Here is a 24,479-nt window from a genome sequence, read left to right as displayed (position 1 = left end):
AAATGAGTCAATCTAATGATTCTGTTACCGTTGTTCACGTAAATAATACGGCAGATGAAGTTTTTGTTTTTCCGATGTCCTCAAGTCAAAAACGACTGTGGTTCATTGAGGAATTTAAGCCTAGCACCGTGTACAATCTCCCTGTTGCTTTAGATATCACAGGCCCGCTTCATGTGAGTGCCTTGGAGAAAAGTTTTCAAGAAATTACAGATCGTCATGAAAGCTTACGGACGACATTTGCGCAGGTAGAAGAAGAACTAGTGCAGATCATTCACCCTTCTTTGCAGATACAAATTCCTGTCATTGAAGCACAAGAGGAGGATGTAGTGCCACTGATTAAAGAAGAGGTGGCAAAGCCTTTTGATTTAAAGAAAGGACCTTTATTCCGTGCTGTTCTTATTCGGTTAAATCCTGAGAAACATGTACTATTTTGGAATATGCACCACATTATTTCAGATGGGTGGTCTATGGGGGTTTTTCATAAGGAGCTTTCTACCTTATATGCCGCGTTTTCAAAAAGGGAACATTCCCCGCTTCCTGAACTAGCCCTTCAGTATGTCGACTTTTCCGAGTGGCATACCAAGTGGTTGCAGGAGGAAGAGGCGAAGGAACAGTTAAACTATTGGAAGAAACAATTGGCTGGAGACCTTCCTGTATTACAATTGCCGACAGATCGTCCACGTCCTGTGAAGCAAACATTCCGTGGGAATTATCAAGTGATTGACCTTCCTCATGAGTTAATTCATAAATTAGAGCAATTGGGTGAGAAGGAAAGTGTAACGATGTTTACGCTCTTCTTTGCCGCTTACAGTACACTTTTATATCGTTATACTTCTCAAGAAACCCTTTTGATTGGAACGCCTATAGCTGGACGGAACCAGAAAGAAACTGAAGACCTCATCGGTTTTTTTGTCAATACACTCGTTTTACGTTTGGAACTTAAGGATGACCCGACTTTCCTAGATGTGTTGCAGGAATCTCGGAAAGTAGCCTATGAAGCTTTTGACAATCAAGATATTCCATTTGATAAAGTCGTGGAGGCAGTACAGCCACAACGTGATCCGGGCTACTCCCCGATTTTCCAAGTTATGTTTGCCTTCCAAAATTCACTCATGAAGCCATTAGAATTGGAAGGGGTGACGTTGGCTCCTCGTAGAGTAAACAATGAAACAGCTAAATTCGATTTAATTCTATTTATTGAGGAAAGTAAACAAGGTTTACAAGCTGTATTTGAATATAATACAGATTTATTTAATGATGAAACTATCGCTCGCATGACACTACATTATGTGACATTGCTTGAAAGTGCTGTTTCCAATCCTGATCAAAAAATTAGCCGAATGTCCATGTTGACAACATCTGAGCGAAAGAGGCTATTAACAGACTGGAACAATACCACAGCAGAATACCCACGAGAAAAATGTATCCAAGATTTATTTGAAGAACAAGTAGCAAATACACCGGATGCTGTAGCACTGAAAAAAGGCGAAAAATGTCTGACTTATGCGGAGCTAAACCATCGCGCTAACCAATTAGCTAACTATCTTCAAAAGCGTGGGGTTTCCTCACAATCCATGATTGGGCTAAGTGTAGAACGTTCTATTGAAATGATTATAGGAATGCTTGGAATCATTAAAGCGGGTGGTGTCTATGTCCCCCTTGATGTTTGCTACCCAGAGGAACGTTTGCGTTTTATGTTAGAAGATTCAAATGTTTCTTTTTTGATCACACAAAAGGATATGATGGGAAGACTTCCATTTGATGAAGATTTGACTCTTACACTAGACTCCGAGTGGGACAAGATTTCACAAGAAAGCACCGCAAATCCCGTACATGGCTTGACGGGAGAAGCCCCGGCTTATATCAACTATACCTCTGGTTCTACGGGAAGGCCGAAAGGGGTTATAATCCCCCACCGTGGTGTTTTACGCTTGGTCAAAAATGTTAATTATGTGAACTTGTCCTCTGAAGAGACATTACTTCAATTTGCTCCAATATCCTTTGATGCGGCTACTTTTGAAATTTGGGGTAGTTTGCTCAATGGAGCGCAATTGGTGATTTATCCTTATGAGAAAGCCTCACTTGAAGAATTGGGGCAGGTATTGCAGCGATACGAAATCAGTACATTATGGCTCACAGCAGGTGTATTCCATCAAATGGTAGAATACCATTTGGAAGATTTGCAAGGAGTTCGTCAGCTTTTAGCAGGGGGGGACGTATTATCTCCTGCTCATGTACGCAAAGTGTTGGATAAATTAGATGGATGTTGTCTCATCAATGGGTATGGTCCAACAGAAAGCACTACCTTTACCTGTTGTTATCCAATGGACAACGTGGAGCAAATCCTAAAGACAGTACCGATCGGCAGACCGATTTCTAATACACAAGTCTATGTATTGGACAAGTCGCTTCAGCTGGCTCCTGTAGGCGTACCAGGGGAGTTGTATATTGGCGGGGATGGTCTGGCATTAGAATATCTTAATCGTCCCGACTTAACAGAGGAGCGATTCATTCCAGACCCATTTAGTGACGATTCGTCATCTCGTTTATATAAGACCGGAGATTTGGTACGTTATTTAGCTGACGGTAACATTGAGTTTTTAGGACGGGCTGATAATCAGGTGAAAATCCGCGGCTTCCGAATTGAGTTAGGTGAAATTGAAGCTGTATTGGCACAGTATCCACATGTAGAAGACGTTGTCGTAATGGTGCATGAAACGACATCGGGGGATAAGCGTTTAGTGGCTTATGTGGTTTCTGCACAGGAACATGAGCTTGCAGTCAAAGAATTGCTTCATTACGTAAAAGATAATATTCCAGAGTATATGGTTCCCCACATTGTGGTCACTAAAGAAAGTTTGCCATTAACGCCGAATGGTAAGGTAGATTACAAAGCGTTATCGGCCTTAGAGTTAGAGAACAAAGATTTGACAGAAGCATACATTCCACCGCGCACTAATGTTGAAGAGGAGATTGCGTTAGTTTGGAGTCAGGTTCTCGACATTCGTCGTATCGGAATTCATGATAATTTCTTCGATTTAGGTGGTCATTCTTTAGTCGCAACGCTTGTCGTTTCACGCCTGCGTGAAGTTTTTGACATTTGCTTAGATGTGCGGAGTATTTTTACATATCCAACAGTATCCACGTTGGCTGTCTATATAGAAGGGCAAAAGGGAAGTAAAAAGACTTTCACAGAGGGGATTTCCCCTGTTGGGCAACGTGAAAATCTGCCGCTGTCATTTGCTCAACAGCGTTTGTGGTTTGTAGATCAATGGCAGTCTCACACGCGTCATCTTTACAACATCCCGCTGGTTTATGAAATGCAGGGGAGAGTCCATGTCAAGGCATTGAAGCAGAGTTTATCCGAGATGGTTCGCCGTCATGAAAGCTTGCGGACGACTTTTAAAGATATGGATGGAAAAAGCGTCCAAGTAATTGACTCCTATACGGAATTCAAATCAACGATGATTGATTTATCTAACGAGCCAAAATCTGAACGTGAACAACGTGCCAAGGCGATACTGAAAAAAGAAGCACATTATGTCTTCGACCTTAGTCAAGGGCCGCTTTTCCGAGTGACACTTATAAAGCTCGAAGAAGAGAAATACCTTTTGATGCTCAATCTTCATCACATTGTGTCGGATGGATGGTCGAATAAAATCATCATGGAAGAATTGTCTGCTTTATATGAAAGCATAAGTCAAGGAAAGGATTCCCCGTTAGAAAAATTACCTTTCCAATACGCGGATTATGCTGTCTGGCAGCGCGAATGGCTGCAAGGAGATAGGCTAGAAGAACAGATGTCTTATTGGAAAAAACAACTGGGCGGTGAACTGCCTATACTTCAATTGCCAACAGATCGACCGCGACAAAAGGAGATGACCTTCCAAGGGAAATTAAAGAGATTTGAACTATCTCGTGCGCTTTATAGGAAGCTGAAGCAGCTCAGTCAGCAATCAGGTGCTTCTTTATTTATGACTTTACTCGCAGCCTTTAAAGTCCTACTTTATCGTTATACGGGGCAGCAAGATTTATTGGTTGGTTCACCAATCGCGGGAAGAAATCACGAGGGAATTGAAAAAATGATCGGTTTCTTTGTCAATACGATCGTATTTAGAACAAATGTATCAAGCGAACAAACCTTCCTTGAGTTACTTGAAAATGTGCGGGAAATATCTTTAGATGCTTATACCTATCAGAATGTTCCATTTGAAAAGCTAGTAGAGGAACTCCAGCCTGATCGGGATGCGAGCACGTCCCCGTTGTTCCAAGTGATGTTTGCTATGCTCAACACTTCATCATCGTCTCTGACGTTACCAGGGCTTAGTGTAACAACCGTGGAACTAGAGCATGATATTGCCAAGTTTGATCTCACGCTAAACGTCATGGAAAGTGAAGACAGGCTAGAAGTGTCTATTGAATATAATAGTAACTTGTTTGATGAAGAGACGATCTCGCGCATGGGGCAGCATTACCAGGCAATCCTTGATGGAATCGTTGATTCTCCAGAATATACGATTGGTCAGATTCCAATTTTAACAGAGATGGAGCAACAGAAATTTCTAACAGATTGGAATGAATTCAATCATAAGGCGGATGCTCCTGATACACTCGCTGTGCATTTTGAAACCCGAGTCGCCCAAAGTCCAGAAGCGGTGGCACTTATCTATGGAAACAGGCAGCTTACGTATCGAGAAGTAAATAAGCTCGCAAATCAACTAGCCTATAATCTGCGCGAGCGTGGAGTAGAGGCTAACCAGCTAGTCGGGATTATGGCAGAGCGTTCGTTAGAAATGGTGATTGGTATATTTGCAATCCTGAAAGCAGGAGGAGCATACTTACCAATTGACCCTCATCTTCCCGAGGAACGCATTCAGTACATGCTCAAAGATAGCGGAGTAAAGCTGCTTTTGACCCAAGAAATTTGGCAAAAGCATGTCGCATTTGCCGGTGAAGTTTTGAATCTTGAAGACGAAAAACTTTACCAAGGAGACGCGACTGATCTTAAGCCGTTGAGCAAATTAAATGATTTGGCATATGTGATTTATACCTCGGGTTCCACAGGAAAACCAAAAGGTGTAATGGTTACTCAACGTAATGTGTTGCATATTTTATACGCCTTGGAGCAGCTGTATCCATTTAACGAAAGTGATGTCTACCTCTTGAAAACGCCATTTACCTTTGATGTGTCTGTCAGTGAATTATTTGGTTGGATTCAGGGAGGCGGAAAGCTTACGATCTTAGAACCACAAGCTGAAAAAGACCCTGTACGTTTATTTGAGGCTATTAAAGATTACCAAGTCACCCATGTTAATTTTGTACCATCTATGTTGCACTCTTTTCTAGAGTCATTAAAAGATAAGCTTCCAAGGAAATTGCCTGCCTTGCGCTATGTATTCTCGGCGGGAGAGGCACTGAAAAAAGAGACGGTGAAAACATTCTTTGAGCTATTTGAAGGCGTGCGACTAGAAAATCTTTATGGACCGACAGAAATTACAATTTATGCTTCTCACTTCTCAGTCGAGGAGATGCAGAGGGAATCAAGTATACCAATCGGAAAACCACTGCCGAATACCAAGGCTTATGTCGTTGATGAAAATTTACAACTGCAGCCATTGGGTGTACCAGGAGAATTGTGCATTTCAGGCCTGGGTGTAACAAAGGGGTATCTGAACCGTGAAGGTCTAACGGAAGAAAAATTTGTCCCTGTGCCTTGGGCTGTAGACGAGCGGATGTATCGTACGGGAGATTTGGTACGCTGGTTGCCAAATGGCGACTTGGAATATTTAGGACGGATGGATGATCAGGTAAAATTGCGAGGGTTCCGTATTGAACTAGGCGAGATTCAAGCGACATTAGAATCTTACGCTGCTGTGCGAGAATCTGTCGTTGTTGTTCGAGAAGACCAGCTACAGGATCAGCGGTTAGTAGCCTACATCGTCGTGCAGCCAAATCAAGCGTTGGCTACGAGCGAACTGCGCCATTTCCTGAAAAGAAAATTACCTGAATATATGGTTCCAAGTGTATTTGTAACACTAGACGAAATGCCATTATCCCCAAGCGGTAAAGTGGATCGTAAAGCATTGCCGATGCCGAAAGTAGAGGGCGTGGTTTCTGGTAAATATACGGCACCGCGTAACCCAATTGAAGAAATCATTGCAGGGATTTGGAATCAGGTGCTCGGTGTCAATCAGGTGAGCATTCAAGATAACTTTTTTGAGATCGGAGGCCACTCCCTATTAGCGACACAGGTTCTTTCGCGCTTACGTATCGCCATAGGTATCGAAGTACCTGTCCATGCGATCTTTAATTACCCAACCATCGCAGAATTAGCTTCACATATTGATACGACGAAGCAAGAAGAAAACGAGATTGCTATAGAAGCCATAGCACGAGGTCAACATTTACCACTCTCTTCCTCACAAAAGAGATTGTGGTTTTTAAATCAAATGGAAATGGAAAACAAGCATGTATACAATATTCCACTTGCTTTGCGACTTCAGGGAGAATTAGATCTTGCTGTATTCAAGGAAAGTTTAAATGAAATCGTTCGTCGCCATGAAATCTTGCGAACGACTTTCGTGGAAAATGGAGAGCAAATCGAGCAAGTAATCTCTCCATTCAAAGCCATGTCTGTTCCGTTTATTGACCTTAGTAGGGAGCCAGTAGAAGAACGAGAAACAAAAGCAAATAGTCTGATTCAGCAAGAGGTGCTATACGAATTTGATCTAAGTCAAGGACCGCTCTTCCGTGCAAGTATCATTCGACTCCAGCCTGAAAAGTATATCTTGCTGCTTAATTTGCACCATATTATTTGGGATGGATGGTCACATGATGTTTTCATGCGTGAATTATCTATTCTTTATCGGGCGCGTTTAGCAAAGGAAGTGGAAAAGCTTCCGGAATTGCCGATTCAATATGCTGATTTTGCTGCGTGGCAACAAGGGTGGATCGAAAGTGAAGAGATCACGAAGCAAATCAATTATTGGAAAGAACAATTACAAGGACAGCCTCCGCTGCTGCCATTGCCGACGAATCACCAGCGTCCATCGGTACAGACTTATCGGGGAGACATCTATCGGATTGAAATCTCAGAGCGGGTAACCGCTTTGCTGAAAAATGTAAGCAAAGAAGAAGGCACTACCTTGTATATGACCTTGTTAGCGGCGTTTAAAGTCCTTCTTTATCGTTATACGGACCAAGAGGACCTTTCCGTAGGTTCTCCTGTCGCTAATCGCAATCAACGTGCCATTGAAAATCTCATAGGCTATTTTGTCAATACGTTGGTCTTGCGTACGCAAGTAGCGGGAACCATGACCTATCGTGAATTGTTAAAGCATGTACGCGAGGTAGCTCTCGAAGCATACGCTCATCAAGATGTTCCATTTGAAAAATTGGTAGAGGAATTAAACGTGGAACGAAATTTAAGTTACTCTCCGCTATTCCAAGTAATGTTTATGCTTCAGAATACCTCTGCTGTGGAAGTAGAATTGCCGGGATTAGAGATAGAAGACATAGAGATTGATAGACCGTCGGCTAAATATGATTTAACCCTCTTTATTGCAGAGAAAGATGATCGACTGACTGGTGTTTTTGAGTACAATACAGATTTATTTGATGAACACATCATTGCTCAAATGGCGGACTCATTCTATACCTTATTGGAAGGCATCGTCGCTCATGTGGAGGAGAGAATTGACCATCTTCCTGTTGTGTCAGCCAAAGAAAAGAAAAAATTAATTATAGACTGGAATGATACAAAAAAAGATTATCCACTAGAAAAGAGGATGCACCAGTTCTTTGAAGAGCAAGTGGAAAAAACTCCTAAAGCCCTAGCGGTCATTTTCGATGAGGAGGCGCTGACCTACGAACAATTAAACTGTCGTGCGAATCAACTAGCACGTCACTTGCAAACACAAGGTGTAAAAGCAGGTACGCTTGTAGGCATCTACATGGAGCGCTCTCTAGAAATGCTTGTTTCCCTGCTTGCTGTATTCAAATCGGAAGGAGTCTATGTACCGCTTGACCCGTCTTATCCGCAAGAGAGAGTCTCCTTTATGCTTGAGGATTCTAAGACGCGTGTGATATTAACCCACCAGGATTTAGCAACACAGATTCCAGAACACGGAGCGCAAGTGGTGTATGTCGATCAGGACTGGGAAACAATTTCTCTGGAGCCTAACCACAACCTAGAGTGTTATGGACCGAATGATTCGTTAGCTTATACCATTTATACCTCCGGTTCGACAGGAAAACCTAAGGGCGTTCAGATTCGCAATGATGCGCTGACCAATTACTTATTAGCCGCGAACGAACACCTTGAGTTACAAGAGCAGGATCGCTTTTTAGCTGTGACGACCATTTCCTTTGATATCGCTGGAATGGAATTGTATTTGCCGCTCATGATGGGGGCTTGTGTCATAATTGCGAAACGTGAAGAAGCCACAAATGGAGAGTGTTTGGCTGAACTATTAACGACAAGTGAAGCGACAGTGATGCAAGCAACACCAGCTACATGGCAGATGTTGCTCCAAGCGGGATGGGAAGGACATCGCCACCTTAAGGTGCTTACAGGGGGAGAAGCACTTCCAATAAATCTAGCCAATCAACTCCTTGAACGCAGTGCCGGCGTTTGGAACTTTTATGGACCGACGGAAGCGACCATTTACTCTACGATTTCTAAAGTAGAACCAGGGGAAAATTGGGTATCTATTGGTCGCCCGATTGCCAATACGAGCATTTATGTTCTTGATCGTCAGCTGAATCCTATACCAACAGGGGTTTCAGGTGAACTCTATATCGGCGGAGAAGGGCTGGCGGCTGGCTATCTTAACCGTCCCGCATTAACGCGAGAACGATTTGTAGACGATCCGTTTAGTGATAAAGCTAATGCTAAGATGTATCGAACGGGTGATTTAGTGCGTTATCGAGCGAATGGTGAATTGGAGTTCATCTCTCGTATCGACCACCAAGTAAAAATCAGAGGGTTCCGTATTGAGTTGGGTGAAATCGAAAATGTGTTGATCGAGCATGAGAGTATTAAAGAAGCCGTGGCGATTGAACGTGAGGATGTGGTCAACGATAAACGTTTGGTGGCTTATGTCATCGCTGACAATGATAAGCAGCCTAATCTTTCATCCTTACGTAGTCTTTTAAAGAGAAATTTACCAGATTATATGGTTCCATCAGCGATTGTTGTTATGAAAAAATTTCCTTTAACGCCAAATGGAAAAATCGATCGACGCGAACTTCCGATTCCTAAGGGTACGGAATTAACAGGGAATCATGAGTTTGAAGCACCGCGTACTGAAATGGAGAAACAGTTGGCAGATATTTGGTGTAATATCCTGCGCGTAAATCAGGTGAGCATCCATGACAGCTTCTTTGAGAGAGGTGGTCATTCCCTATTGGCGACTCAATTAATTTCCCGCTTGCGTAAGGAGCTCAATGTAGAATTGCCTTTGCGCAGTTTGTTTGAAAATCCAACGATTGCTGGTTTAGCAATGGAAGTGGAAGGACTGAGTCAAGCAGAGAAACAACTGCAACTTCCGCCGATTGAACCGAGGTCTGATGAGGACTCACCGCTTCTTTCTTTTGCTCAGCAGCGGCTGTGGTTCCTAAATGAATTGGATTCAAACAGTGCGTTTTACAACATTCCAATTGGGTTCCGTGTAACAGGAAACCTAAATGTTTCTGCTCTAGAGAAGGCGCTTCATGACATCATACGTCGTCATGAAGTATTGCGTACCACCTTTGCTAAGGTAGATGGAGAAGCGTTACAACAAATTCATCTAGATATGAATTTAAATATGACTTTGGTAGAGATTGAACATCTTTCTGATAAGGAACAAGAGGCACAGATTACCTTCTTTATCGAACAAGAATCTAAAAAGACGTTTGATTTGCATACAGGTCCATTGTTGCGAGTAGCTTTGATCCGATTGAAACCAAACGAACATATCCTACTGCTTACCGTTCATCATATTGTCTTTGATGTATGGTCGATGGATGTTTTTATGAAGGAGTTAGCAGCCTATTATGGAGCGTGGACGCAAGGTGGAAAGCTTGAGCTGCCAGAATTGCCGGTTCAATATGCTGATTTTGCTAATTGGCAACGACAGTGGCTACAAAAAGAAGTTATAGATAAACAGATCAACTATTGGAAACAAAAACTAGAGGGTGCGCCACCCGCTTTAGAACTTCCAACGGATCGATCACGACCGCCTGTGCAGACTTTTAACGGATCGCATGAGACTCGGAATCTTTCTCGATCTTTGCTGAAAGCCTTGCAAAAAGTGAGTTACCAAGAAGATGCTACGTTATTTATGACGATGCTGGCAGCCTTTCAAGTGATGCTTTATCGTTATACCAATCAGCAGGATATATTGATCGGTTCACCGATTGCCAACCGTCAATTGTCTGAGGTAGAAGAGCTGATTGGGTTGTTTACCAATACATTGGTGTTGCGCACTCAAATAACGGAGAATATGAGTTTCCGAGAGTTATTAAAACAGGTACGTATCACAGCTTTAGAAGCTTATGAACATCAAAATCTTCCTTTTGAAAAATTAGTAGAAGAGCTGCAGCCAAACCGTGACCTGAGCCGTTCGCCATTATTCCAAATCATGTTGGCTTATCAAGACTTTACGTCGCAAGAGTTTATGATGGATGAAGTGGTCTTTGAAGGAATTGATATTGATAATAAGACTTCCAAATTTGATTTGACGCTATTCGTTCAAGAGACAGAGTATGGACTAGCGACAACGATTGAGTACAATACGGACTTATTTGACCGAGCTACCATTCAACGCATGCTCGGACACTTAGAAAGATTGCTAGAGCAGGTGATTCAAAATCCTCACCAATCCATTACGGAGATACCGATGCTAAGTGAGCGAGAACAGCAGCTGCTCAATGATTGGAATGATAGGGCATCTAATAAAAAGGTAGAACAAAGTGTTCACCGTATGTTTGAAGAGCAAGTGTTAAAAACACCATACGTGTCAGCACTACAGTTTGGAGAGCAGAATCTTAGCTATTGCGAACTAAATAATCGTGCTAATCAGTTGGCACATTACCTCCGTAAAGCGGGAGTAGGTAAGGATTCACCTGTGGGAATTTGTTTGGATCGTTCCATTGAAACGATCATATCTGTCCTAGCGATTCTCAAGGCAGGAGGAGCGGTTATATCGTTGGACCCGAATTTCCCAGAAGAACGCTTAGCCTTTATCATAGGTGCTGCTCAAGTCAACCTGGTATTGAGCCAAGGGTCATTGTCCAAACAGATTCCAGCTTTATCTTCAGCCCAAGTCATATGCCTAGACCAAGAATGGCAGCGGATCGATGAAGAAAAGAGCGACAATTTATCAAGAGATGATACGCTAGATAGCTTAGCCTACTTGATTTACACTTCTGGCTCAACTGGGGAGCCAAAAGGTGTCGCTATGCCGCATCGTTCGCTTGCTAATTTAATTGCTTGGCAGCACAAAAATATTACATTAACAAGGCCTATGAAGACGTTGCAATTTACATCTCTTAGTTTTGATGTTTCCTATCAGGAAATTTTCTCCACTCTATGTGCTGGTGAAGAACTTGTGCTCATTACAGAAGAGACAAGAAGAGATCCTGTGTTGCTATTGAACTATCTTGATGAAAAGAAGATTGAGAGACTTTATCTTCCGTTCATTGCCTTGCAACAACTTGCTGAAGCTGTAGTCAGTGGACAAGTACAAGCGCCAACACACTTAGGAGAAGTAATTACAGCAGGTGAGCAGTTGAAAGTCACACCGAGTGTGAGGTATTTGTTTAAAAAACTAAACAACTGTACGCTGCATAATCATTATGGACCATCTGAAACCCATGTTATCACGACGATGGCTCTAACTGGGAATCCAGATGACTGGCCGCTATTGCCGTCTATTGGTTATCCCATAGATCATACACAGGTGTACATTCTTGACCGTCATTTGAATCCTGTTCCCATTGGGGTTCCAGGCGTTATGTATCTTGCAGGGGACTGCTTGGCAAATGGATATCTCAACCGCCCGGACTTAACGGAGGAGAAATTCATTGAGAATCCATTCCGTGATGAGCCAAATGCTCGCATGTATTACAGTGGAGATTTAGCGCGCTATCGCCCAGATGGCAGTATAGAATTTTTAGGCCGTGTTGATGACCAAGTGAAAATTCGCGGTTATCGAGTGGAGCTTGGAGAGATTGAATCACTGCTTGCCCAGCACCCGGAGGTACAAGAATGTGCTGTGGCTGTTCGTGAGGAAGTACCAGGGGAGCAGCGTCTCGCAGCTTATGTGATCATGACGACCGCTGATATCACTTCTGATTTCCGACAATATCTCAAAAAGTTTCTGCCTGAATATATGATACCTTCTACTTTCACCTTATTAAAGAAAATGCCATTGACAGGAACAGGGAAAGTAGATCGGAAATCATTACCGGCGCCAAAACATCATCTTCTGTCTACAACCTCTTATACAGCACCGCAAACGGAGCTAGAACAAACTATTTCTGATGTGTGGAAAGAAGTACTGGGCGTGGATAAGGTTGGATTGAAAGATAACTTCTTCGACTTAGGTGGCCATTCTCTACTCGTTGTAAGAGTGTGCAGTAGGTTGAGTGAGACACTGGATCAAGCAGTTCCAACCATGCACATGTTTCAATATCCAACGGTAGCCACCCTAGCTAATGTGTTGCATCAAGGAGAGCGGGAACACCAGGGAATGGAAGAGAAGGTAGATCGAGCAAAGAGTCGTAAGGAAGTTCAAAAAAAACAGAGACAGCGCAGACAACAGCGTGCTCAAGCTAAAAAGGAAAAGAGGGAAACGAAATGAGTAATTTTGATCAATCCTATGAATCAGCGATTGCTATTGTAGGTAGTACGGGGCGTTTTCCAGGTGCAAAAGATATTTCCGCATTTTGGAATAACGTGCGTAATGGTATAGAGTCGGTTACATTTCATACAGATGAAGAATTAAAGGCAGCTGGTGTAGCTGAGGAAAACATTCAAGACCCTAACTATGTAAAAGCAAACGCCATGTTAGACAACATTGAGTTTTTTGATGCCGCGTTCTTTGGATATACGCCACGCGAAGCATCGATGATGGATCCGCAACAACGTTTCTTTTTGGAAGGCGCTTGGGAGGCTCTGGAAAATGCGGGGTACGATCCTGAAAGGTATGACGGATTAATCGGTGTATATGGCGGTGCAGCCTTAAACACCTATATGATTCTCAACTTGCTTTCCAACCCGGACCTCATTAAAAACGTAGGTGAGTTCCAAACCATGATTGGAAATGATAAGGACTTTTTACCAACGCGGGTGTCTTATAAATTAAATCTTAAAGGGCCAAGTGTGAACATCCAAACAGCGTGTTCTACCTCTTTGACCGCTGTGCATATGGCTTGTCAAAGCTTATTAAATGGTGAATGTGATATGGCATTGGCGGGGGGCGTTTCCATCAAGGTGAGTCAAGGTGAAGGTTATCCGTATCAAGAGGGGGGGATTTCCTCTCCTGATGGTCATTGCCGTGCCTTTGATGAAAACTCCCAAGGCACCGTTTTTGGAAGTGGAATGGGCATTGTTGTGCTAAAGCGGTTAGAAGATGCGATAGAAGATGGTGATTCTATCCAAGCAATCATCAGAGGTTCAGCGATCAACAATGATGGCGATATGAAAATTGGTTATACCGCTCCGAGTGTGGATGGACAGGCAGAAGTTATCACGGAAGCCTTGGCTGTGGCAGGTGTCTCTCCTGACACGATTGGCTATATTGAAACACATGGTACAGGTACTCCACTTGGTGATCCGATTGAAATTATGGGATTAACCCGTGCGTTCCAAGTCGATACAGACGAAAAACAATTCTGTCCAATCGGCTCTGTCAAAACAAATATTGGACATTTAGATGCCGCAGCTGGTGTGACAGGGTTAATTAAAACGGTTGAATCTCTCAAGCATAAAGAAATAGCACCTAGTCTGCATTTTGAAAAACCAAATGCCAAGATTGAATTTGAAAATAGTCCTTTCTATGTAAATACAGCATTGAAAGAGTGGGCAGCAGGCGAGGAACCTCGTCGGGCCGGGGTAAGTTCGTTTGGAGTTGGTGGCACCAATGTCCACGTGATCTTAGAGGAAGCCCCTGTTGTGTCGTCATCAGACGACTCGAAAGCATGGAAATTATTCGTTTTATCTGCGAAAACGGAAGCAGCACTGGAAGAAGCGACTGAGAGATTGCGTGATCATCTCAGCGAGCAAACGGATATAAATTTGGCTGATGCTGCCTATACTTTACAAATTGGACGCCGTGCCTTTGAAAAGCGTCGTATGATTGTGTGTCGCAATCGCGAAGAAGCCATTCAAGCGTTGGAGGATCCAAAACGAATTTCTACACATGAGGTTGCACAGGATGAACAACAGCCTGTTGTATTCATGTTCCCAGGTCAAGGAGCCCAATATGTAGACATGGGACGCGAGCTATATCAGAGTGAGATGCTCTTCCGTAAAGAAGTGGATCGTTGTGCGGAAATTTTAACGGAGCATATAGGCTTTGATATTCGCACCTTACTATATCCTGAGGAATGCGAGGCAACGGAGGCTGCTAGTAAGCTAAAACAGACACAGTATACACAGCCTGCTTTATTTGTCATTGAGTATTCGCTTGCCAAACTCTGGATGGCATGGGGCATTAAACCCGATGCCATGATTGGACATAGTGTCGGGGAGTATGTGGCGGCTTGTTTATCTGGAGTATTTTGTCTAAAAGATGCGTTAGCATTGATTTCGATGCGAGGTAAGATGATCCAGCAATTGCCGCAAGGCTCTATGTTAGCAGTACCGCTACCAGAGCAAGATATAAAGCCATTACTGGGAAAAGATTTATCAATCGCTGCCATTAATGGACCAGCATTGTGTGTTGTATCTGGGGAGACTGAAGTAATTAAGAGTTTTCAAGCGAAATTGGAGGCGCAAGATATTGAGGCCGTGATCTTGCATACTAGTCATGCGTTCCATTCTAAAATGATGGACCCTATCTTGACTTCTTTTAAAGAACTTGTAAACAATATAGAGAAACAAGAACCGACTATTCCATACGTATCCAATCTTACAGGAACCTGGATTCAAGAAGGACAAGCGACAAGTCCAGAATATTGGGCACAGCACCTAAGACAAGCTGTGCGCTTTGCTGAAGGGATAGAAACATTACGAGAAGACAGCCCTGTTTTTATAGAAGTAGGACCTGGACGTACATTAAGTATGTTGACGAAGCAGCAAAAAGTGGAGCCGCATCATGTCATCACATCTATGCGTCATGTAAATGATAAAAAGGCGGAAGATTTGGAATTTTTGATGAGTTCAGTTGGAAAACTTTGGTTGAATGGTGTAGAAGTAGATTGGGAGTCTTTATACCAGGACGAACAGCGTTATCGCATTCCTATGCCAAGCTATCCATTTCAGCGTCAACGCCACTGGGTGGAGCCAAATCAGGTGATGGTTGCTAAACGAGACACGCAAAAGTTAATGGATAAAAAATCCAATCGATCTGAATGGTTCTACAGGCCTACATGGAAACAATCACCGCTTCCTATTCCAACCAGAGAAACGGGAGACGAGACCGTGATTGTATTTACTGATAAATGGGGTCTTCATGCCCAAGTGGCAGAACAATTGCAGTCCAAATTTAAAGAGGTGATTACAGTAAAAGCTGGAGAGGCCTTTGACCAGCAAGGGTCTGCTTATACAATTAATCCTGCGGAGCGCACCGATTACCAGATGCTGATTCAATCACTAGACCAACTTCCGAGTACGGTTTTGCACATGTGGGCAGTTAAGGTGACATCAGAGCAGAAGCGGCGCTTGTCTGACTTTGAACAGACACAAGATCTTACTTTTACTAGCCTGCTCTATTTGGCGCAAGCATTTGGCATTCAAAACACAGAGGACCAAATTCGTTTGATGGTCGTAACCAATAATGTACAAAGTATTTTAGGCGATGAAGTGTTGTATCCAGAGGCTTCTATTATCGCAGGTCCTGTGCGTGTCATCCCACAGGAATATCCAAATATTGATTGCAGCCATGTCGACATATCTATCTCGGCAGAAGACGTCAACTGTCAGCAGCGTTTGGCAGGACAAATTGTGTCGGAAGCCACATCGTCTGCGAAGGATACTGTGGTGGCTTATCGTGGGAATTATCGCTGGCAACAAACGTTTGATGCCGTACCGTTACAGAAAACAGAACTTGAAGAGAACCAGTGGCGTCAAGGTGGCGTTTACCTTTTGACAGGTGGTCTTGGTGGCATCGGGCTTGCGATTGCGGAAAAGCTAGCAAGCGATTTTCAGGCCAAGCTGGTATTAATCGGACGCTCTGGTCTGCCAGATAAGCAAGAATGGAAGCAATATCTTACTAATCATGGTGGGGAAGATCGTATCAGTCAGCGCATAAAAAAGATACAGAAGCTTGAGGAATTAGGAGCAAAAGTGTTGACTTTCCAAGCTGATGTATCTGATGTAACAGAGCTACAATCCGTGGTAAGCGCGGCAGAACAGCATTTCGGAAACATCAATGGTGTCATCCATCTGGCAGGGGTTCCAGGTGCAGGACTTATCCAATTGAAAACCCCAGAAATGGCAGCGAATGTATTAGCGCCAAAAGTAAAAGGGGCCTTAGCTTTGGATGAGGTATTAAAAGGAAAAGAGCTAGACTTTATGATTTTGTTCTCTTCCTTATCAGCCATTTATGGCGGATTAGGTCAAGTTGATTATGCAGCAGCGAACAGCTTTTTAGATACTTTTGCCCATTATCACCATGCGCAGCAAAATAGACTTACCATCTCTATCAACTGGGGACAATGGCAGTTTGATGATTGGCAAGGAGCAGCATTGCCTACGGCAACTGTATTCCAAGAAGAACTGAGACAAAATCGTGAAACTTTTGGAATGACTTTTGAAGAAGGAATTGATGCGCTTTTCCGTACTTTATATGCCCAACAACCACAAATGGCTATTACGACGCAGGATCTACATGCCCTGATTGAACAACATGAAGAATGGAAGGCAACAAGCGCCTTTGAACAATTGGAAGCCATCGGCGGAGTTTCTAATAAGTTAGATACTGTTCGCATCTCTGATAATCTCTCAATGTCTACAAATGAAGAGATTACAAAGATTTGGAAAGAGCTGTTTGGAATGGAGCAGATCAGTATCCATGATGACTTCTTTGATTTGGGTGGGCACTCTTTATTAGCTGTACAGCTTCTTGCGCGTCTGCGCGAGGTGTTCCAGGTAGAGTTATCTCTTAATCAACTATTTGAAGCACCAAGCATTGCAGGCATAGCTGAATGGATTTCTAAAATAGAACTAGAAAGCTTAGAAGATGATGAATTGGAAAGCTTGCTAGTAGAGATCGAATCCTTGACAGATGCTGATATCGAGGATGAGATCGCAGCGGCGATTCATCTCGATGAGGAGGATGATGGCCATGAGTGATTGGTCCAAACGTCTTTCAATTCTTTCACCCAAGCAGCGTGAATTATTAGAGTTAAAGTTGAAGAAGAAGGGGTTGTCTCGTGTTTCCTTAAAAACATTAGGAAACACGCTGAAAACAAACAATGCAGACAAAGTGACAGGTTTCGAGGAAGAGGTCAGTGCTAAGGTAAATATGGATTTCGGTCTTTTCTTCTTTTCTAGTAACGGACAGGCGGAAGCGGACGATGTGTACCAACTATTGCTAGAAACCACCAAATATGCAGACCAGGCCGGATTTTCATTCGTTTCGGTTCCTGAGCGGCATTTTCGAGACTTTGGAGGGCTCTATCCCAACCCTTCTGTTGTCGCTTCAGCGCTTGCGGTAATTAGTGAAAATATTCAAATTAGATCAGGCAGTATCGTTTTGCCGTTGCACCACCCAATTCGCATTGCGGAAGAGTGGTCGATTGTAGACAATTTATCGAAGGGACGGGTAGGGCTTTCCTTTGGAACAGGATGGAATCCGAGAGACTTTGTCTTCCGTCCCGAAAACTATGACAATCGTAGAGAAATTACATTCCAAGGGATTGCAAAGCTGAAACAGCTATGGGCTGGTGAAGAAGTGGTCTTCGAGGGTGTAGAAGATAAAGAGGTAACTGTAAGTCTAACGCCAAAGCCTGTTAGCAAACAATTGCCTGTTTGGATTACTAGTTCGGGCAATCCTGAGACGTGGATAAAAGCAGGAGCAATGGGGGCGAATGTCCTCGCTGCTCTGATTACTCAAAGTTTTGATGACTTAGCTTACAAAATTCAACTATATCGAGACTCCTTAGAACGCCATGGATATGATCCACAACAAGGGAAGGTAACGGTGATGTTGCACACCTTTGTCGGGGATGATGATGAAACGGTGAAAGAGAAAGTAAGACTCCCAATGTATGAGTATCTCGGTAAGTTTCTTGATCAGCAGGACAATTCAAACAAGAAATCGGAAGATAAGCGTAACAGTGAAATGAAAAATATCATCGACACGTCCAAAGACGATCTGCTCGCTTTTTCGTTTGAACGTTATTATAAGGGAAGCTCCTTATTAGGGACACCAGAAAAGTGTGAAAAGGTGATTCAAAGGCTAGGAGTGTTGGGGGTAAATGAGATTGGCTGTTTAATTGATTTCGGACTCGACTTGGATTCGGTAATGGAAAGTATGCAAAAGTTGACAGATTTAAAAGCAAAATATTCTGCGGAAGAAATGGCTGTAGGTGAATAGGTGATGAGTAATATAAAAAAAAGACTGTCTTCGCTTAGTCCAAAGCAACGTGCTTTGCTGGAATTAAAATTGAAAAAGAAAAGGGAGAATGCGGGACGTACCGAACGTAAAATCCCAAAACGGTCAGGGGCACATCATAACCCCATGTCGTTTGCACAACGGGCATTATGGTTTGCTGATCAATTGGACTCAAGTAGTGCTGCTTATAACATTACAATCGCGATCCGCCTAAAAGGAGCGTTAAATGTGAGCGCTATGGAGCGCAGCTTTAACAAAATTATCCTGCGCCACGAAGCATTACGCACGACTTTTAAAAATGATAAGGGGAATCCTGTGCAGGAGATTTCCCCTCCGTTTCACAATCCATTGCCTGTAAAGGATTTGTCGTATCTGTCGCCAGAAGATGGTGAGCGCGCAGTACAGAGTCTACTGATGGAAGATGGGAAGCGGCCTTTTCACTTAGCACAGGGTCCTTTGATTCGTACGACATTACTAAAGTTAGACCAAGAAGAACATGTATTGTCTTTAGCGGTTCATCATATTGTGTTTGATGCCTGGTCAATGATGGTCTTTCTTCAAGAGTTACAACAGTTTTACACGAAATACTCACTAGAGGAAAACGTGCAGCCAAAAGAATTGTTGATTCAGTATGCGGATTATGCCGCATGGCAGCATGAGAGATTAGAGAGTGAACATATCCAATCACAACTATCCTATTGGGAGAAAAAGTTAAAAGGTGTGCCATCTGTCATCCCATTGCCTATGAATCGTCCGCGTCCTAAAGTACAGACATTCCAAGGAAAACGTCTATACTTTACACTGCCAGAAAAGTTGATAGAGGAGATTCGTACTTTAAGTCGCAAAGAGGATGCTACCGTTTATATGACTCTTTTAGCAGTTTGGAAAACCTTGTTATACCGTTACACAGGACAGGAAGATATCGTTGTAGGTTCACCGGCAGCAGGACGCAACCTAGAAACAGAAAACTTAATTGGATTCTTTGTCAATACCTTGGCAATGCGTACAAATTTGTCAGGGAATCTTCATTTCCGTGAAGTGCTTAGACGAGTACGGAAAACAGCTCTGCAAGCCTATGACAATCAAGAAATTCCTTTTGAGATGATCGTAGATGCGTTGCAATTGGAGCGTAACCCTGGGTTTGCCCCTTTGTGTCAAGTTAAATTTATTTACCAAAATATACCAGGTATGGATTTGGAATTGCCAGGGCTTGACATAGAATTTTTACAAACAGATACAGGAACAGCCAAGTTTGACCTAATGCTAGATGTAACAGAATCGCCAAAAGGTGTGGGCGGGAGAATTGAATATAGTACAGAATTATTTAACGATGAAACGATTCAGCGCATGCTGAATCACCTTATCACATTGCTTCAGAGTATTATAAGCAACCCGGAACAGCCAATCGGTGCTTTACCTATGATTACAGAAGAAGGGAAGAAGGAGAGAGCGATGAAAATAAAGAAAAAAGAAGGAATCAAGAAAAAGAATTTTTTGAAGAACAAGCCCAAAGCAGTAACGATCTCTAATGGACAATTAGTGACCTCCAGCTTTTTGGACCCATCTATCAAAATACCGCTCGTGATGCAGCCAAATTCTCAGCATATTAATCTTACGAAGTGGGTAGTTGGTAATGAAGAAGAGATGAACAAAAAGTTGGTTGAACATGGTGGAATTCTTTTTCGTGGCTTTCAAACGGGATCTACTGACGAATTTGAACAGTTTACAAAAGTGATCACACCTAATCTTCTTAATTATCATGAACGCTCAACGCCGCGTTCAGAGGTCAGTGGTAAGGTTTATACTTCTACAGAGTATCCAGCAGATCAATTTATACAGATGCATAGTGAGATGTCGTATAGCTCTAACTGGCCACAAAAAATATGGTTTTACTGTGTGAAGCCGGCAGATGAACAAGGTGAGACTCCGCTTGCTGATAATCGCAAAGTATTTGAGATTTTAGATGAAAAAATCAAAGAGAAGTTTATGGAGAAAAAAGTGATGTATGTTCGTAATTTTGGTGCCGGGTTAGATCTTACTTGGCAAAATGCCTTTCAAACCGATGATCCTGGCGAGGTCGAACAATACTGTCGCGATGCCAACATTGAATTTGAATGGTTGGAAAATGGCCGCTTGAGAACGAAACAAGTATGTCAAGCTGTAGAAAAGCACCCTGTCACAGGGGAAATGCTGTGGTTTAACCAAGCTCATCTTTTCCATGTATCGAGCTTGCCAAAAGAAACTCGTGAATCTCTGTTGTCCGTAGTAAGCGAAGAGGAGTTACCACGCAATGCATACTATGGTGATGGCAGCCCGATTGAAAACGAAGTCCTTGAAATGATTCGTGAAGCATATCGTCAAGCACTTATCGTTTTCCCTTGGGAGGAAGGCGATGTACTCATGTTGGATAATATGTTGATTGCCCATGGGAGAAATCCATTTGTCGGTCAACGTAAAGTCGTAGTTGCCATGGCTGATCCGTACCGAAAATAGGCAGACGAGGACTATTCGATTATAAAATTATGATTAAAAGGATGAGCGAATATGAAAGATGTATGTATTAAAGGCTTTCGATTGTCTCCACAACAAGAACGCTTATGGATTTTAGGAGTGAATGGTCCGTCGTTTTACTCTCAGTGTTCCCTATCGCTAACGGGGGAATTGAATTTTACCAAATTAGAACATGCGGTTCAACAAGTCGTACAAAAGCATGAAGCACTGCGCACAACCTTTAAGCAATTACAAGGAATGGAATTACCGCTACAAATCGTGCATGAGGAAATGGTACCAGAATGGAAACAGGTAGATTTGCAAGTAGAAGCAGAAACAGATAATACGAAGAAAATCCAAGTATTATATGAGAAGGAGCAGCTTAAACCGTTTGATTTGGAAAACGGACCATTATTTAGGCTCACGTTGATCTCACTTACAGAACAGCACAACGTACTGTTGATGACGATTTCAGCGCTATGCGCTGATACGGTAAGTCTTCATAATCTCGTAGCAGAGATTCAGGAAGCTTATATGTCGCCGGTTGATTTTGAAGAAGAGGAGCCGTTGCAATACATTCAATTTTCCGAGTGGAAAAACGATATCTATGAGGAAGATGAAGAGGGAGGAATCGCTTTTTGGGAAAACCAGGAATGGGAACAAGCGATGCAATTAAAACTCCCGTGGAATGATTTATCCGAACTTTCTCCTAAGATGCCTAATATTGAAAGTATCATGCTTTCATCTGACCTATCTATTCAATTTGAGGAAGTCGCAGAAAAGTGGGAACTCTCATTAGAAGACCTTTTGTTTGCGAGTTGGCACCTATTCATGTGGCATCTGACAGGGCAAAGCGAAATCACTACTGGTTATGTGTTTGATGGCAGAAAGTACGAAGAAATGGAAAAAACCATAGGCTTATTAGCTGGCACCGCGCCTGTTCGCTATACTTACATTGCTAACACGCGTATGGATGAAGTTTTACAAGAACTTGCTGAAGCGCAGTACAATGCGTATGAATGGCAGGAATACTTCTCATATGGACTAGTTCAAAGTAACGACATATATTTCTCCAGTGGATTTGAGTATAGTGAAGCTGTAGGGATGCTTTCTTCTGAAAGTCCTCACTTTGAGCTCGAAAAGCTGACAAGCTTAGTGGATTACTTTGATCTAAAGATGTCTTGTACCAAATTAGAAGAATCACTTTCACTTGATATTTATTATACGAATCCATATTGGGAAGAAGAATACGTACGCGAATTACTCCAATCTTATATTCAACTTGTTAAGCATGCTGTGGAGCAGCCTGAGACGTTAATTACAGATTTAGATATTTTGAGCAAAGAGATGAAACAGCACCTGTTAACAGGAAGCGCTACCAACCCTGCTTCTTCTCCTTTTGCTTCTGAATGCTTCCACATATTATTTGAACAGCAAGTAGAGCGCACGCCTGATGAGATAGCAGTAATCTTTGAGGAACAACAACTGACCTACCGCGAATTAAATGAGCGTGCCAATCAGCTAGCTCACGCTCTTGTCCAACAAGGAGTAGAAGCAGAGGTCAAGGTTGGCATTTGTATGGCACGTTCTTTAGATATGATTGTTGCGCTGCTAGGTGTGTTGAAGGCTGGTGGGGCGTATGTACCGATTGATCCCGCATTACCAGCAGAACGCAAACAATTTATCTTACAAGATGCTGATATCTCAATTTATTTGACTCAAAAAGCATTAATGTCTGATTTGCCAGCAACAGAAAAAAACGTAATTCGTCTGGATAGTGATGGTGATAAACTCTCTACAGAAAGCAAGGATAACCCGAATCGTTCTGTTACGATTGATAACGCAGCCTATACGATTTATACCTCTGGTTCGACTGGAAAACCGAAAGGAGTCGTCGTAGAACACGGGCAGCTCCTAAACTATCTCAATGGGATGTACGATCGATTTGAGATTGGCTCTGCTGCAAGTTATGCCACCGTATCTACACTTGCAGCAGATTTGGGGAATACGGTTATTTATACCTCTTTGTGTACAGGAGGCCGCTTGCATATTATTTCCCAAGAGCGTCTATTAGATCCAAAACAGCTCGCCGATTACTGTGAATATCATACTATTGATTGTTTGAAAATTGTCCCGTCTCATCTATCTACCCTGCTGTCTGCGCCGCAATCAGCAAATCTTTTACCGAAGCGTCTGCTGGTGCTTGGAGGGGAAGCTCTTTCTTGGGATTTAGTGAGCAGAATCCAAGACCTAGCCCCTGATTGTCGCATCATAAATCACTACGGGCCAACAGAAGCGACAATTGGTGTAACGACCTATGGGTTGCATGAACGGAAGGAAAAAACTGTAGCAGCAACGGTACCAATTGGAAAACCGATTGCCAATACAAAAGTGTATATTATGAATAGTCAATGTCAGCTTGTCCCGATTGGCGCGGCTGGAGAGCTCTACATTGGTGGGGAAAGTGTAACCAGAGGCTATCTAAACCACCCAGAGCTTACAGCGGATCGTTTTATTGAGAATCCTTTTGATAATGAACAGACTCTGTATCGTACAGGGGATATTGTACGATATCTTCCAGATGGTAATCTTGAATTCCTTGGACGGGTGGATGACCAAGTCAAAATTCGTGGCTACCGTGTTGAGTTAGGAGAAATACAGCACGCACTAGAACAACATCCAAGCATTAAAGAAGCCCTTGTCCTAGCTCGTGACGACCACGGAGGAGACAAGTATTTGGTTGCTTATCTACTTGCTTCATCAAGTGAAGTGCCATCTCAAGAAGAGCTGTCCGAGCGATTGCAATCCATTTTACCTGAATATTTTGTCCCTTCTGCTTTTGTCTTTTTAAATAAATTTCCGCTGACAGCCAACGGAAAGATTAATCGCCAAGCCCTTCCTGACCCTGCCAGTCAATCCGCTCGTCCAATTATTGCTCCAGAAACACCGACGCAAAAGTGGGTTGCCGAGATTTGGTATAAGGTCTTAGGAACGGCAGAAATCAGCATTCATGATAAGTTCTTTGAAATTGGTGGAAATTCTTTAAAGAGTGTAAATGCGCTAGCGTTACTACAAGAGAAGTATCCAAATATAAAGTTGGTTGATTTATTTGAACACAATACCATTGCTTCGCTTAGTGAATTTATTGATAAACAAGAAGGGCAAGGGGAAGCTGAGGAAAACGAAATTGAAAACTTCGAATTATAGTAAATACAGTCAGCT

At 42.8% G+C, this 24,479-nt stretch carries 5 protein-coding genes; all 5 read left to right on the top strand.

Annotated features, from left to right (window positions below; genetic code table 11):
- The first annotated feature begins 2 nt into the window (after positions 1-2).
- Genes H6481_RS18395 through H6481_RS18375 form a run of 5 tightly spaced genes read left to right on the top strand, consistent with a single transcriptional unit; the run spans position 3 to position 24,464 of the window.
- Positions 3-12,848 (top strand): non-ribosomal peptide synthase/polyketide synthase, encoded by a 12,846-nt coding sequence (locus H6481_RS18395; protein ID WP_182812674.1) that lies wholly within the window; start codon positions 3-5, stop codon positions 12,846-12,848.
- Positions 12,845-17,503 carry a type I polyketide synthase gene (locus H6481_RS18390; protein ID WP_182812671.1) on the top strand — a complete coding sequence of 1,553 codons (4,659 nt, stop codon included), beginning with the start codon at positions 12,845-12,847 and terminating at the stop codon, positions 17,501-17,503. Before H6481_RS18395 ends, H6481_RS18390 begins: the two co-directional genes overlap by 4 nt.
- On the top strand, positions 17,496-18,749 hold the full coding sequence (locus H6481_RS18385; RefSeq protein WP_182812668.1) for a MupA/Atu3671 family FMN-dependent luciferase-like monooxygenase: 1,254 nt from the start codon (positions 17,496-17,498) through the stop codon (positions 18,747-18,749). Before H6481_RS18390 ends, H6481_RS18385 begins: the two co-directional genes overlap by 8 nt.
- Positions 18,750-18,752: 3 nt before the next feature.
- On the top strand, positions 18,753-21,260 hold the full coding sequence (locus tag H6481_RS18380) for a condensation domain-containing protein (protein ID WP_182812665.1): 2,508 nt from the start codon (positions 18,753-18,755) through the stop codon (positions 21,258-21,260).
- A gap of 51 nt (positions 21,261-21,311) precedes the next feature.
- Entirely contained in the window at positions 21,312-24,464 is a 3,153-nt protein-coding gene (locus H6481_RS18375; RefSeq protein ID WP_182812663.1) for a non-ribosomal peptide synthetase, read from the top strand.
- Positions 24,465-24,479 lie beyond the last annotated feature (15 nt).

This window comes from Bacillus sp. ME78 (genome assembly GCF_903970865.1).
Lineage (GTDB): Bacteria > Bacillota > Bacilli > Bacillales > Bacillaceae_G > Bacillus_A > Bacillus_A cereus.
Note: the sequence above shows the minus strand (reverse complement) of the source record. Positions and strands in the feature narration are given on the sequence as shown.